The organism is Dactylosporangium sp. NPDC000555, from assembly GCF_040300025.1.
In the GTDB taxonomy this organism is placed as follows: Bacteria; Actinomycetota; Actinomycetes; order Mycobacteriales; family Micromonosporaceae; genus Dactylosporangium.
On record NZ_JBEPDB010000032.1, the window covers coordinates 51,847 to 64,482 of the forward strand.

Here is a 12,636-nt window from a genome sequence, read left to right on the forward strand (position 1 = left end):
CTCTCAGTTGATGCGCACAGAACTGGTCTGGAGCTTGCGTGTCTGCGGGGGAACCTCGCCGACTGTGATCACGGATCCGGCGGTCATCAGCTCGAAAGCATCAGGTGCGACCTCCGCGACTGCACGTTTCAGCGAAAATCCGCTGCAGTGCATGGGAGCGATGAGCTGCGGTGAATACTCCGCGAGCCGGCGTGCGGTGTTCTCGATTCGATGGGCACTGATGCCGGGATGACCCGTGTGGAAGCCGCCCATGACGCCGTAGATGGTCTCGTTGGAGAGGAGCTTGCGCATGTGCTCGGTCGAGCTGACGATTCCGCGATGTCCGCACGGGTCGATCACGAGGACACCCTCACCCGCGATGTCGATGCCGAGCACTTGGTGGTCGTTGATGTCGTCAGGTTCGACGGCGCCGTCGGCGTGGACGCACCAACGGCCGGTCGGCGCCTCGAGTTCGAAGTCGAAGGTCGTCTCCATCTCACCGGAGGTGAACAGGCCAGGACCGAGCTGAATCGGTCCACGCGCCTGGATCAGACCGCCACCCGCGCGCTCGACCCGCTCGCGATTGAGGCCAATGTTGATCATCGGCAGCGTGACGTACGGTTTGACGATCATTCGGGGGTCGAAGGCGCCGGGGTGGACGATGACCGGCACCGGATGGCCGATGGCTTCCAGTACGCCAATTACCCCGCCGGTGTGGTCGGGATGGCCGTGGCTGAGCACGACTGCGTCGACGTCTGCAAGATCGATTCCTAGCAGGGCGGCGTTGTGCAGCACTACCGGCGCGGTGAGCCCGGCGTCGAACAGCACCGTGGTGACAGTTCCGGCGGAGAACGTCTCCACGTAGAAGCACAGCCCGTTCTCGGCGAGGATCTCGCCGTACTTCGAGTTGAAGTGTTGGTCCATCCCGTAGCGAGTGACGCGGCTGGTCGAGGGCAGCAGAATGTCGATGAAGTTCTCGTCGAGAACGGTGATGCGAACGCCGTCGCAAGGCATCGGCCCGTCTCCATTCCTCGTAGGTGGACAGTGAGTTCGACAGCTTGCCGCACTCGGTACGGGCTCAGGCGCTGCCCCACGTGGCGAGATGAGCCGGTTCCCGAGTGCCCGGACCGATGACGGAGGACGCCGCCGATCCGGGCAGTTCAGATGACGCGCAGCCGACGAGCTCGACGTCCGCCCATGGGAATGGCGCTGAGCTTGGCGGCAGCCACGCCTAGAACACCGCGACGGGCGTCAGCGGCGAACCGACGGCCCGCGTGATCGGCAGGGGCGGCCCAGAGAACATGAACTCCCAGCGCTGCTCCTCCGCGCAGGCTTCGGCGACCGCCTCGAGGTCGAAGATCTCCCCGACCCAGAGCCCCATGTAGACGAGGAAGATGATGTGCAACGGCTGGTTGGTGTCTGGCGTCTCGTTCGGGCGCACCTCCATTCCCCAGGTGTCAGTGGCCAGTGCGGCGATCTGCCGGTCACCCACCCAAGGAACCGCATCGAGGCCGAGACCCGGCGCGGACCCGCCCGCGTAGTCGCCCCAGGCTCCCCGGTCCCGCACCTGGGCCATCTGACCGGTGCGAACGAACACGAAGTCGCCTCGGCCAACCTTGACGCCCTGGCGGCGTTCGCACGCATCGAGTTGCTCGGAAGTGATCGCGTGACCAGGCTCGAGCCACGGCACGCCCAAGGCAGCAGGGACATCCAGCAGTACGCCGCGCCCGACCATACGCGTGCAGCCGGCGGTGATGGCGTTCTTCAGCGCGCCCTTGCTGCTCACCTGATCGGCGGCGAAGCCGTTGTACATCTTCCCCTCGAAGAAGATGTGCGCCAGAGCATCCCATTGGGTTCCACTCTGGAGCGGCATGATCAGCACGTCGTCGGCGCCGCGAAGGTGCCGGTCGTCGCCACCGTAGAAGTCGCGGATCGTCGTGCCGGCCACGACGTCCGCACCGTCCCGAATCATCAGGTGGATGGGGTTGAACCGCCCGAATGGGCCTCCACCGGACTGGGGCCCCGTGTCATCGATCGGTAGCCCCATCGCCACGATTCGTCCCGTCCTGACCAGCTTTGCCGCCCGGACGACCGCCTCCGGCGACGCGTAGTTCAGCGTGCCCAGCTCGTCGTCGTTACCCCATCGGCCCCAGTTGCTGTACTTCAGGCCGAGTTCCTTCACGGTGGCGATCGTGCGCGGCGCGGTCATGAGAGCTCCTCCAGGAAACAAGACAGTGTCTCATCGCGATAGTCCTGTAAGTCTCACGCCCTGTCAAGGAGCCTTCGCGGCGCCAGAGCGACTACGCCCGATCGCTCAAACGGAACGCCACCGCCGCCGCCGGTCGGTACCGGCGACCGTTCGTCCAGGTGAGAACGACACCGCGCCGGGCGTTCATAGCGAGGGCGACCTGGCGGTGCCTGCCGCACGACGAGCCGGCCACACCGAGAACCAGCGTTGGACCCCGGCCCGGATGGCGGAGCTGATTGCCCGGCTGTTCCGGCAGCGGTACACGCTGCGTGGGGTGTCGCTGTCGTCGGTTAATACTATTATCTCGGTAGGCATGATAGGGATTAAGCCGTTCACGGAACGACGGGACAGGACGTGCGAAACGATGGCTGACATCGAGGTCCGGCTGGTCACAGCGAGCGAGTACGACGCCGCCGGTGAGCTGGCCGAGGCGGCCTACCGCCACGACTACACGATCAGCGACGTCTACCGGGCCGACATCCGGGACGTCGCCACCCGCGCGGTCGAACATCAGGTGTGGGTCGCCGTGGACGTCGGCAGCGGCGAGCTAGTCGGGACCGTGGCCACCCCACGCCCAGGCGGGCGGCTCAGCGAACTGGCACGCCCCGGCGAGCTGGACTTCCGGCTGCTGGCCGTCTCTCCTGCCGCACGTCGGCGCGGAGTTGGGCGACTGCTGGCGGAGCACGTGATCGACCTGGCCCGGGCCCGCTACGCGGCCGCGGTGGTGATGAACAGCGGCCCGCAGATGCTCGGTGCGCACCGCCTTTACGAGCAGTTGGGATTCTCGCGCCTGCCGGAGCGGGAGACCCGCGTCGTGGACGGCGGAACACGGCTGCTCGCGTTCGGCCTGGACCTGACCACCGCCGCGGACGGCACGCCCACCCGGGCGCTGGACAACCCGGCGCTGGCCTCACTGAACAGCCACCACGCCCACCTCGCCGAGCGCCGCGGCGAGGTGGCCCGTTACCTCACCGACGTGTCCCCGTGGACCGGCATCCCCGACCAACCGACCGAGCAGGACTGGGCCGACCTCGCCGGTTTGCTCGGCCCTGGCGGGACCGTGGGCCTGCCCCCCACGGTCGTAGCGCCGACAGGGTGGCAGGAGATCGGCGGCGGTGAAGGTGTGCAACTCATCGACGAGTCCGTTCAGCCGCGACCGGACCCCGAGGCGGTCCTGCTCACTCCGGACGACGTCCCCGAGATCCTGGAGTTGATCGAGCACACCAAGCCCGGCCCGTACCTGCCCAGGACGATCGACATGGGCGCCTACGTCGGCATCCGCCGCCACGGGCGCCTGATCGCGATGGCCGGCGAGCGACTGCACCCGCCCGGCTTCACCGAGATCAGCGCCGTCTGCACCGACGCCGAGTTCCGCGGGCAAGGCTTGGGCACCCGGCTCGTCCTCGCCGTCGCCGCCGGCATCCGCGAACGTGGGGAGACCCCGTTCCTGCACGCCGTCGGTACCAACGTCAACGCGATCCGCCTCTACGAGAAGCTGGGCTTCCGGCTGCGCCGCCGCGCGGCGATGCACGCCGTGCAGATCCCCGGCGCCGACTAGGCACAGGCATCGCTCACCGCGCACCAGAGCACGCGAGCCCCCACCGACCGCGTGCCGGCCGGCATGCGGGGCGTCAGGAGGTGGCCCCGGCGGTGGAACCACTCGCCCGCCCGTGCTCCCCGGTTCATGCCGGCCTGGCAGCGTCGGATCGCGGCGTTCTTCGGCCAGGAGCTGCGATGAGGGCGGCGGTGTCGCACGAGAGGACTTCCCGGATCCCGTGGCCGGCGACGAGGTAGTCATTGATGCGAAGCCGACCCTGCTGGTCCAGGTCGGCGAGTCGGCCGGAGGCGCGCTCGCTCTCGCCGCGGAGAGCCTGCGCACCTCCGGGATCGAGATTTACGGCGCGGCCGGCGTACGGGTCATGTGATGTCTTTCAGCCGGTGACGGTGATGGGGGCGGCGATGCCGCTGGCGGATTCGGTTCTCGGCGTGCCCGCCACCACCTCGTCGGAGACGATCGGGCCGGGCTCCCAGCCCAGAGGCGGGTCGGGAATCTCCCGGCGGAGCACGGGGGCGACCTCGGCCTGGAACAGTTCCAGGCTGTCCCGGTGCTGGGCGTCGGTCAGGCCGCTCGCGTCCGCCTGCAGGTGCAGCACCTGGTGGCCGAACCGCTCGTGGTAGCGGTGCACCTTGTCGATGATCTGCGCGGGGCTGCCGATCAGGGCTGACGAGCGCTCAACGAAGTCCTCCAGCGTCGGGAACACCGGCGGGACGCCGAGCCGTTCGGCGAACTTGAGGTGACCCGCGAAGATCGGCCGGTACGTCTCGATCGCGTCCTGGCTGTTCCTGGCGGCGTAGAAACCCGCGGTGCCGGCACCGATGGTAATCAGCTTCGGGTCGTGGCCGTAGTGCACCCAGCGCTCGCGGTAGTGGTCGATCAGCTCCGCGTACGGGTCGATCGGGTTGGTGACGTTCGCGGAGAACAGCGGATCGCCGTAGCGGGCCGCCAGGTCCACCGATTCTCTGCTGGTGGCGCTACCGTGCCAGATCCGGATCGGGCGCTGGTAGGGCCGCGGCCAGACCTCGGCATCCTTCAGCCGCGGCCGGAACTTCGCGGCGTAGGTGATCTTGTTCTCGTGCCAGAGGCCGCGGAACACCTCGTAGGACTCGGCGTTGCGGTCCCATTGGTCCTCGGGCGTGACGTTGAACAGGTTGCGCTGCGCCTCGCCGTTGCCCTTGCCGATGATCAGGTCCAGCCGGCCCTGGGAGAGGTGGTCGAGGGTGGCGTAGTCCTCGAAGGCGCGGACGGGGTCGAGCAGGCTCAGGGTGGTGACCGCCGTGAACAGCCGAATCCGCGTGGTCAGCGCGGCGATGTGGCTGAGCACGACGGTCGGCGAGGACGAGATGAAGGGGCGCTCGTGCCGCTCGCCGACGCCGAACCCGTCGAAGCCGAGCTCCTCGGCCAGCAGCGCGTTCTTCAGTACCTCGGCGAACCGGTCGTGGGTCGACTTCTGCGCACCCGTCACCGGGTCGGGTGCGTGGACGATCAGGGTGATGGTGATGAACTTCATCGCCGTCCTCGCTTCGCCGCGGGCGCGAATGAAGCGTCACGCCGGCCCTGGTGGTGATGCGCTCGCCGAGACTCGCTCATGCCGTGCCCTCCGCTTCGCTCCGGACCGCTCATGCGATCCCCCGGCTCTGCACGCTGACAGGGGCAAGTCCCAGGTTCTCGCGCAGCGTGCTGCCCTCGTACTCGGTGCGGAAGACGCCACGCTCCTGCAGGAGCGGCACCACCTTGTCGACGAACGGATCCAGTCCGGCCGGGGTGATGTGCGGGACCAGGATGAAGCCGTCGCTGGCGTCCTCCTGCACGTGATGATTGATCGCCGTCGCGATGGTGTCGGCCGAGCCGACGAAGGACTGCCGGCCGGTCACCTCGACGATCAGCTCGCGGGCGGAGAGGTTCTTGGCCGCCGCGATCTCGCGCCACTCGTTGGCCAGGCCGATCGGGTCCTTGGCGAGGTTTCGGACGCTGGCCCTTCCCTTGGAGATCAACCCGTCAACGTCGCTGACGACCGGGTCGAAGCTCGGCAGCGGACCGTCGGGGTCGAAGCTGGACAGGTCGGTGTTCCAGAGCTGTTCGAGGAACGCGATCGCGGTCGGCGGCGAGACCTGCGCGAGTCGCACCTGCTGGGCGATCTCGGCGGCCTCGGCGTCCGTGTCGCCCAGCACGAAGGTCGCCGCGGGCAGGATCAGCAGCTGGTCCCGGGCGCGGCCGTACTTGGCCAGTCGGTTCTTCACGTCGGTGTAGAACGCCTGTCCGGCCTCGAGCTGCGTGCGGCTCGTGAAGATCGCGTCGGCCTGGGCGGCGGCGAACTCGCGCCCCGCGTCGGAGTCGCCGGCCTGGAGGATCACCGGACGGCCCTGCGGGCTGCGCGGCACGTTGAACTGCCCGGCGATGTCGAAGTGCGCATCCCGGTGGGCGAAGCGTCCCGGTGTCGGGGTGGACAGGAACCGGCCGGTCTCCTTGTCGGCGACGATCTCGTCGCCCTGCCACGAGTCCCACAGCTCGATCGCGGTCTGCAGGAACGTCTTGGCCCGCTCGTAACGCTGATCCTGGGGCAGGAAGCCGCCGCGACGGAAGTTCTCCCCCGTGAACGCGTCCCAGCTCGTGACCACGTTCCACGCCGCCCGGCCATCGGAGAGCCAGTCCAGGCTGGCGAACTGCCGCGCCACCTCATAGGGCTCGTTGAACGTGGAGTTGATCGTCCCGGCCACCCCGAGGTGCTCGGTGACCGCGGCGATCGCGGCCAGCACCGTGAAGGTGTCGGGCCGCCCGACGACGTCCAGGTCGTAGATCTTCCCGCCCTGTTCGCGCAGCCGCAGCCCCTCGGCCAGGAACAGGAAGTCGAACTTGCCCCGCTCGGCGGTCTGCGCGAAGTGCTTGAAGCTCTCGAACTCGATGTGGCTGCCGCCGGCCGGGTCACTCCACACGGTCGTGTTGTTGACACCCGGGAAGTGGGCAGCCAGGTGGACCTGCTTGATCGGCTTGGACATGTCTACCTCTCAGGAGTGCTGGCCGCGGGCGCGGCCAGTGGCGCGAGGCCGAGGTGGTCGCGCAGCGTCGTTCCCGCGTACTCGGTGCGGTACACGCCGCGTTCCTGCAGCAGCGGGATCACCTTGTCGACGAAGGGGTCCAGGCCTGTCGGGACGACGTGGGCGCCGATGATGAATCCGTCGCTGGCGTCTTCTTGGACGAACCGGTCGATCTGGTCGGCGACCGTGGCCGGCGAGCCGACGAAGATGTTGCGGGCGGTGACCTCGATGATCAGTTCGCGGCTGGTCAGGTTTTCGGCCGCGGCCTTGGCGCGCCACCGGTCGGCCAAACCGATCGGGTCCTTGGCGAACTGGCGGGCTCCGGCGTTGCCTTTGGCGATCGAGCCGTCGACGTCGCTGACCACCGGGTCGAACGCCGGCAGCGGCCCGTCGGGGTCGTGGTCGGACAGGTCGGTGTTCCACAGCTGTTCGAGAAACTTGATCGTGGTCGCGGGTGAGACCTGCGCCAGCCGCACCTCGCGGGCAAGTTCGGCCGCCTCGGCGTCGGTGTCGCCCAGGACAAACCCGGTCGCCGGGAGAATCAGCAGGTCGTCTCGGCTGCGGCCGTACCTGGCGAGGCGGTTCTTCACGTCGGCGTAGAACGCCCGAGCCTCGTCGTACTGCGAGTACCGGGAGAAGATCACGTCGGCGGACGACGCCGCGAACTCGCGCCCTTCGTCGGACTCGCCGGCCTGCAGGACCACGGGACGGCCTTGCGGGCTGCGGGGCACGTTGAACTGGCCACGGATGTCGAACTGCGCGTCGGCGTGCGCGAACGCCCCGGGCGCCGGCGTGGCGAGGAACTGCCCGGACTCCTTGTCGGCGAGGATCTCGTCGCCGCGCCAGGAGTCCCACAGTTCGCTCGCGGTCTGCAGGAATGCCTTCGCTCGCGCATAGCGCTGGTCCTGGGGCAGGTAGCCGCCGCGGCGGAAGTTCTCCCCGGTGAACGCATCCCAACTGGTGACCACGTTCCACGCCGCCCGGCCGTCCGAGAGCCAGTCCAGGCTGGCGAACTGCCGGGCGAGCTCGTACGGCTCGTTGAACGTGGAGTTGATCGTGCCGGCCAGGCCGATGTGCTCGGTCACGGCCGCCAGGGCGGCCAGCACGGTGAAGGTGTCGGGCCGCCCGACGATGTCCAGGTCGTAGATCTTGCCGCCCTGTTCGCGCAGCCGCAGTCCCTCGGCCAGGAAGAAGAAGTCGAACTTGCCCCGCTCGGCCGTCTGGGCGACATGCCGGAACGAGTCGAACGCGATCTGGCTACCCGCGGCAGGGTCGCTCCACACGGTGGTGTTGTTGACGCCGGGGAACCCCGCTGCCAGGTGGACCTGCTTCGGTGGCGTACTCATGGAGTGATCGCTGCCCGCTCAGGCCGCGGTGGTGGTGGCGTATCGGTTGGCCGGGCGAGGCAGGCCGAGGAGCCCACGCAGGGTCGTTGCCTCGTAGGCGGTGCGGAAGGCGCCGCGACGCTGCAGCTCGGGGACGAGCCCGTCAGTGATCTGGGCCAGGTCGTGCGGCACCGCGGCGGGACGGAGGCGATAGCCGCTGAGCCCGGCGGCCTGCCAGTCCAGCAGCAGGTCGGCCAGCTCGGCCGGGGTTCCGGTGAAGATCAGAGCGTCGCTGCCGTACTCGGCCCCGGCCCGCTCGTCCAACCGCTGCCTGCGGGCCACGGCCGCTTCACGGCTGTCGTCCAGGAAGACGACGAGGTCGCCGAAGACGTGGATCGTCTCGTCCGCGCGCGCGGCCGCCCGCTGCTCCGCACGGATCTCCGAAACGATCGCCGCCGCCTGTGCGGCGTCGTGTGGCGTGACGAACCCGACGTCGGCGGAGCGGGCGATGAACTGGTACGGGATCGTCGCGTGGCCCAACGCGGTGACGATCGGCTGCCCCTGCGGCGGCCGCGGGGTGATCGAGGGGCCCTTCACGGAGAACCAGCGGCCCTGGAACTCGATGTAGTGCAGCTTGTCCCGGTCGATGAACCTGCCGGTGGCGACGTTACGGATCTCCGCGTCGTCCTCCCAGCTGTCCCAGAGCCGGCGCAGCACCTCGACGTAGTCGGCGGCCTCGTCGAAGGACTCGCGCAGCCGCTGCTGCAATTCCGGAACCTCGATGCCGGCCTGGATATTGGCGTAGTCCTCGCGGCTCAGCGGTGAGATCTCGCGACGCCCGAAATGAGCGTTGGTGTCGGCGCGGACATCCAGCTGCGCCCGAACGCCGGCGCGGCCTGTGCTGGCGTAGTCGATCGTGGCGATCGCCTTGGACAGATGGAACGGCTCGGTGTGGTTGACGATCACTGTCGGCACCAGACCGATGTGGCTCGTCACCGGCGCGACGCGGGCCGCGATGAGCGTCGCGTCGAGGCGGCCGCGGACCCGGTCGGCGCGCTCGTCCGCCTGCAGAGGATCGTCGGACTGCAACCGCAGCGCATCCTCGATCGTGACGAAGTCGAGCAGACCGCGTTCGGCCTGCCGCACCTGCTCAACCCAGTACTTCGGCTTGAACAGGTCCAGCGGGCGGGCGTCGGGCTCATACCACGCGGCGGGGTGCCAGCCGGCGCCGTCCAAGGCGACGGACAGGCGAAGGAAATCGGACGAGTCAGACATGAGGTATCGCTTTCGACGAGACGGACCAGAAAAGCGGTCAAGAACCGGCCGATGCCAGCAGGCCGCACGCGCTCATGGATGCGTTGGTGGGCTACCCAGTGCGGCGGACAGCCGGCGGCGTGCGACACAACGAGGCGGCCACGCGCTGCAGATCAATGTGCCGACGGGCGATCAACCGCGTCATGACCCTGCCCTCCACCCGGCGCGCCACCGCACGCCGCTCGCGCTTGCGGTACATGAATCTGCGCCGCCAGGTCGTCACCTGGAGCACCCCACGGCGACGGGGGGTTGCCGGTCAGCAAGCCAGGGCTTGACGCTGACACTCGTAACTTGTTGATGACCTTAGCTGCGACGCGAGATCTTGTCTAATGCCTATAGGAACACTAGGGAATCGCGGGCAATTCCCCGGATCGGCGGCGACATGGCCCCGCGCGTGGGATTCCACCGGTTCCTGCCACCAGTGGCGGCCGCGACCTGCCCTCCGGCGTCCGCGAGCAGAGTCGGGTGCTGCGCGATGGGCGGCCCGCCATGATGAGTGTCATGAGTGCAGAGACGCGGGCGGGGAGTCGGCAGGACGTGGCAGAGCCGGAGCGTCCGATTGCCTTGGTCACGGGGGCGGGACGTTCGGCGGGAATCGCGGCGTCCGTGGTGCTGAGTCTGGCCCGGGCTGGCTGGGACGTGGCCTTCACGTACTGGACCGCCTATGACGTGCGGATGCGGTGGGGCGTGGAGCCCGGGGCGCCCGGAGAGTTGCAGAAGATGGTGGCGTCGTTCGGGGCGAGAACATGTGCGGTTGAGGCGGACCTGAGCGACCCGGCGGTGCCGGCGCAGCTGTTCGACGACGTCGAGCGCGAGCTGGGAAACGTCACCGCGTTGGTGCTGTGCCACTGCGAGTCGGTCGGCTCCGGCCTGTTGGACACGACGGTGGAGAGCTTCGACCGGCACTTCGCGGTCAACGCGCGGGCGACGTGGCTGTTGATTCGGGAGTACGGGCTGCGGTTCCGCGGCCGGCACGGAAGCGGGCGGATCGTGAGCCTGACCAGTGACCACACCGCCGGGAACCTTCCGTATGGCGCGAGTAAGGGGGCGATGGACCGGATCACGCTGGCCGCCGCCCGCGAGCTGGCCCATCTGGGCGTGACCTGTAACGCGGTCAACCCCGGGCCGACCGACACCGGGTGGATGACCGAGGACCAGAAGGCGGACCTGATCCGCGTCACGCCGCTGGGACGGCTCGGTGCGCCACAGGACTGCGCGAATCTGGTCACGTTCCTCTGCTCGGCGGAGGGCGGGTGGGTCAACGCCCAGCCTCTTCAGAGCAACGGCGGTCTTGGATAGTCGGCCGGCGGAGGCATTGCGATCCAGGCGATCGAGTTGTCCTGGCCGGGCACGCGGCCGCGCAGCGCCGCATCGTCGAGCCCGGTCAGCGCCGCGTCGAACTCGCGCCCGCCAGCTCGACGTAGCGCTCCGGCGAGCTGGTGTTGATCAGGTGCATCGGCACGGTCGTCGATTCAGCGCAGGCTGTCGATGTCGATGACGAAGCGGTAGCGTACGTCGGACTTGAGCACCCGTTCGTATGCCTCGTTGACCGCGTCGGCGTTGATGAGCTCGACGTCGGGGGCAATGCCTCGCTCGGCGCAGAAATCCAGCATTTCCTGGGTCTCGGCGATGCCGCCGATGCTGGAACCGGCAAGGAGCGCCGGTTGCCGAACAGCGCGAACACCGGCACCGGCAGTGGCTGCGGCGGGGCGCCAACGTTGACCAGCGTGCCGTCCAGGCGCAGCAGGCTCAGGTAGGCCGCCACGTCGATCGGGGCGCTGACCGTGTTGATGATCAGGTCGAAGGTGTTCTTGAGGGCTTCGAACGTAACCGGGTCGCCAGTGGCGTAATAGTCCCGGGCGCCGAACGCGAGCCCGTCATCCTTCTTGCCCAGCGTCTGCGACAGTACGGTCACCTCGGCACCCATCGCCGCGGCGATCTTGACGGCCATGTGGCCCAGGCCGCCCAGGCCGACGACGGCAACCTTCCGGCCGGGTCCGGCGTTCCAGCGCGCGAGCGGCGAGTATGTGGTGATGCCCGCACAGAGCAGGGGCGCCGCCTTCTCGTACGGGATACTCTCGGGCACCCGCAGGACGAAGTCGTCGTTGACGACGATGTGGGTCGAGTAGCCGCCCTGCGTGACGGTGCCGTCGCGGTCGACGCTCCCGTACGTCCCGGTGTTGCCATTGAGGCAGTACTGCTCCTGCCCGGCCTGACAGTTCTCGCACTCGCGGCACGAGTTGACCATGCAGCCGACGCCGACCCGGTCGCCGATGGCGTGCCGAGTGACCTCGCGGCCGACCTCGGCGACCTGGCCGACGATCTCGTGGCCGACGGTGAGCGGGTACGGCACCTCTCCCCACTCCCCACGCACGGTGTGGATGTCGGAGTGACAGATGCCCGCGTAGCGGATCTCGATGAGGACGTCGTGCGGCCCGAGGACGCGCCGCTCGATCGTGGTCCGCGTGAGCGGGTCGGTGGCCGAGGTCGCGGCGATGGCGTTGACGGTGCGCATGCTGTCCTTCGGTGGTCGTCGCGGAGCATTCTTGGTAAAACCTATGTCTAATATAGCTTTATGTCGACCGGCACATCCGATCCCGGCACCGCTCTCATCCGGGTTGAGGGCGTTGCGTGGGATGAACCGTCTGCGGTGGCGCTGCGCGACGCCATGAGCGCGGAGATGCGGCTGCGCTACGCCGACCGGTTCGCGACCCGGGTGGCGGTCGAGGCGGCCACCGTCGCCTACACCTCGGTGGCTTACACGGCCGAGGGGCTCCCGGTCGGGCACGCGGCCTTGCGGTGGCACGGAGCCGACCTGGAGCTCAAGCGCATGTACGTGGCCCCGTCGCACCGTGGCCAGGGGGTCGCGGTAGCCCTGCTGGCCGACGTCGAGCGGGCCGCGGCCGCGCTCGGCGCGCCGCGCATCATCCTGCAGACCGGGGACCGCCAGCCGGACGCGGTTCGGCTGTACGAGAAGTCGGGCTACACCAGGATTCCGATCTTCCCGCCGTACGAGGCGATGACCTTCTCCAACTGCTTCGAAAAGCTCCTGTGACGGCGTCGATCCCGATGCCGAGCCGCCCGGCAATCAGCTTCACGCCATGATTCGACGATCGGTCGATGTCGTCACTGGTACGACGCGGCGCCGCTCAGCGGGCTGAGAGAGGCTGGTACTGG

The 12,636-nt window shown here is 68.6% G+C and carries 11 protein-coding genes, 1 pseudogene and 1 riboswitch; of the genes and pseudogenes, 4 read left to right on the forward strand and 8 right to left on the reverse strand.

The window, feature by feature from the left end; all coding sequences use genetic code 11:
• Window positions 1-3: 3 nt before the first annotated feature.
• Both ABT297_RS20540 and ABT297_RS20545 read right to left on the reverse strand, forming a co-directional pair.
• On the reverse strand, window positions 4-993 hold the full coding sequence (locus tag ABT297_RS20540; protein WP_350551783.1) for an MBL fold metallo-hydrolase: 990 nt from the start codon (window positions 991-993) through the stop codon (window positions 4-6).
• Window positions 994-1,210: 217 nt separating this feature from the next.
• On the reverse strand, window positions 1,211-2,188 hold the full coding sequence (locus ABT297_RS20545) for a cyclase family protein (RefSeq protein WP_350551785.1): 978 nt from the start codon (window positions 2,186-2,188) through the stop codon (window positions 1,211-1,213).
• Between the two features lie 403 nt (window positions 2,189-2,591).
• Here ABT297_RS20545 and ABT297_RS20550 point away from each other — a divergent pair, with 403 nt between their 5' ends.
• Window positions 2,592-3,785, forward strand: coding sequence for a GNAT family N-acetyltransferase (locus tag ABT297_RS20550; protein ID WP_350551788.1), 1,194 nt, complete (start codon window positions 2,592-2,594; stop codon window positions 3,783-3,785).
• Window positions 3,786-4,002: 217 nt separating this feature from the next.
• Window positions 4,003-4,152: a hypothetical protein gene (locus ABT297_RS20555; protein WP_350551790.1), complete on the forward strand. Its 150-nt coding sequence runs from the start codon at window positions 4,003-4,005 to the stop codon at window positions 4,150-4,152.
• A gap of 6 nt (window positions 4,153-4,158) precedes the next feature.
• Here the strand turns inward: ABT297_RS20555 and ABT297_RS20560 are convergent, their stop codons facing one another.
• The 5 genes from ABT297_RS20560 to ABT297_RS20580 all read right to left on the reverse strand — a co-directional run bounded on the left by ABT297_RS20560 (window position 4,159) and on the right by ABT297_RS20580 (window position 9,658).
• Complete coding sequence (locus tag ABT297_RS20560) at window positions 4,159-5,295, reverse strand: LLM class flavin-dependent oxidoreductase (protein WP_350551793.1); 1,137 nt, start codon at window positions 5,293-5,295, stop codon at window positions 4,159-4,161.
• Window positions 5,296-5,404: 109 nt separating this feature from the next.
• Complete coding sequence (locus ABT297_RS20565) at window positions 5,405-6,781, reverse strand: NtaA/DmoA family FMN-dependent monooxygenase (protein ID WP_350551795.1); 1,377 nt, start codon at window positions 6,779-6,781, stop codon at window positions 5,405-5,407.
• Window positions 6,782-6,783: 2 nt separating this feature from the next.
• Entirely contained in the window at window positions 6,784-8,166 is a 1,383-nt protein-coding gene (locus tag ABT297_RS20570) for an NtaA/DmoA family FMN-dependent monooxygenase (RefSeq protein ID WP_350551798.1), read from the reverse strand.
• Between the two features lie 18 nt (window positions 8,167-8,184).
• Complete coding sequence (locus tag ABT297_RS20575; protein ID WP_350551800.1) at window positions 8,185-9,420, reverse strand: LLM class flavin-dependent oxidoreductase; 1,236 nt, start codon at window positions 9,418-9,420, stop codon at window positions 8,185-8,187.
• Between the two features lie 91 nt (window positions 9,421-9,511).
• The gene (locus ABT297_RS20580) at window positions 9,512-9,658 is read right to left on the reverse strand and encodes a putative leader peptide (protein WP_350551848.1); all 147 of its coding nucleotides are present in this window, start codon (window positions 9,656-9,658) and stop codon (window positions 9,512-9,514) included.
• Window positions 9,639-9,751: riboswitch (SAM riboswitch) on the reverse strand. It overlaps the preceding gene by 20 nt.
• A gap of 209 nt (window positions 9,752-9,960) precedes the next feature.
• On the opposite strand from ABT297_RS20580, the gene ABT297_RS20585 reads away from it, so the two are divergent.
• A complete protein-coding gene (locus ABT297_RS20585; RefSeq protein ID WP_350551802.1) occupies window positions 9,961-10,758 on the forward strand; it encodes an SDR family oxidoreductase in 798 nt (265 codons plus the stop codon).
• Window positions 10,759-10,931: 173 nt separating this feature from the next.
• Here the strand turns inward: ABT297_RS20585 and ABT297_RS20590 are convergent.
• A pseudogene (locus ABT297_RS20590) lies at window positions 10,932-11,974 on the reverse strand (NAD(P)-dependent alcohol dehydrogenase).
• A 60-nt stretch (window positions 11,975-12,034) separates the two neighbouring features.
• Here ABT297_RS20590 and ABT297_RS20595 point away from each other — a divergent pair.
• Window positions 12,035-12,514 (forward strand): GNAT family N-acetyltransferase, encoded by a 480-nt coding sequence (locus ABT297_RS20595; RefSeq protein WP_350551804.1) that lies wholly within the window; start codon window positions 12,035-12,037, stop codon window positions 12,512-12,514.
• Window positions 12,515-12,636 lie beyond the last annotated feature (122 nt).

Excerpts from the sequence above, each read along its gene's own strand:
- ABT297_RS20540 (WP_350551783.1), bottom strand. The coding sequence starts at position 993 with ATGCCTTGCGACGGCGTTCGCATCACCGTTCTCGACGAGAACTTCATC.
- ABT297_RS20545 (WP_350551785.1), bottom strand. The coding sequence starts at position 2,188 with ATGACCGCGCCGCGCACGATCGCCACCGTGAAGGAACTCGGCCTGAAG.
- ABT297_RS20550 (WP_350551788.1), top strand. The coding sequence starts at position 2,592 with ATGGCTGACATCGAGGTCCGGCTGGTCACAGCGAGCGAGTACGACGCC.
- ABT297_RS20560 (WP_350551793.1), bottom strand. The coding sequence starts at position 5,295 with ATGAAGTTCATCACCATCACCCTGATCGTCCACGCACCCGACCCGGTG.
- ABT297_RS20565 (WP_350551795.1), bottom strand. The coding sequence starts at position 6,781 with ATGTCCAAGCCGATCAAGCAGGTCCACCTGGCTGCCCACTTCCCGGGT.
- ABT297_RS20570 (WP_350551798.1), bottom strand. The coding sequence starts at position 8,166 with ATGAGTACGCCACCGAAGCAGGTCCACCTGGCAGCGGGGTTCCCCGGC.
- ABT297_RS20575 (WP_350551800.1), bottom strand. The coding sequence starts at position 9,420 with ATGTCTGACTCGTCCGATTTCCTTCGCCTGTCCGTCGCCTTGGACGGC.
- ABT297_RS20580 (WP_350551848.1), bottom strand. The coding sequence starts at position 9,658 with ATGTACCGCAAGCGCGAGCGGCGTGCGGTGGCGCGCCGGGTGGAGGGC.
- ABT297_RS20585 (WP_350551802.1), top strand. The coding sequence starts at position 9,961 with ATGAGTGCAGAGACGCGGGCGGGGAGTCGGCAGGACGTGGCAGAGCCG.
- ABT297_RS20595 (WP_350551804.1), top strand. The coding sequence starts at position 12,035 with ATGTCGACCGGCACATCCGATCCCGGCACCGCTCTCATCCGGGTTGAG.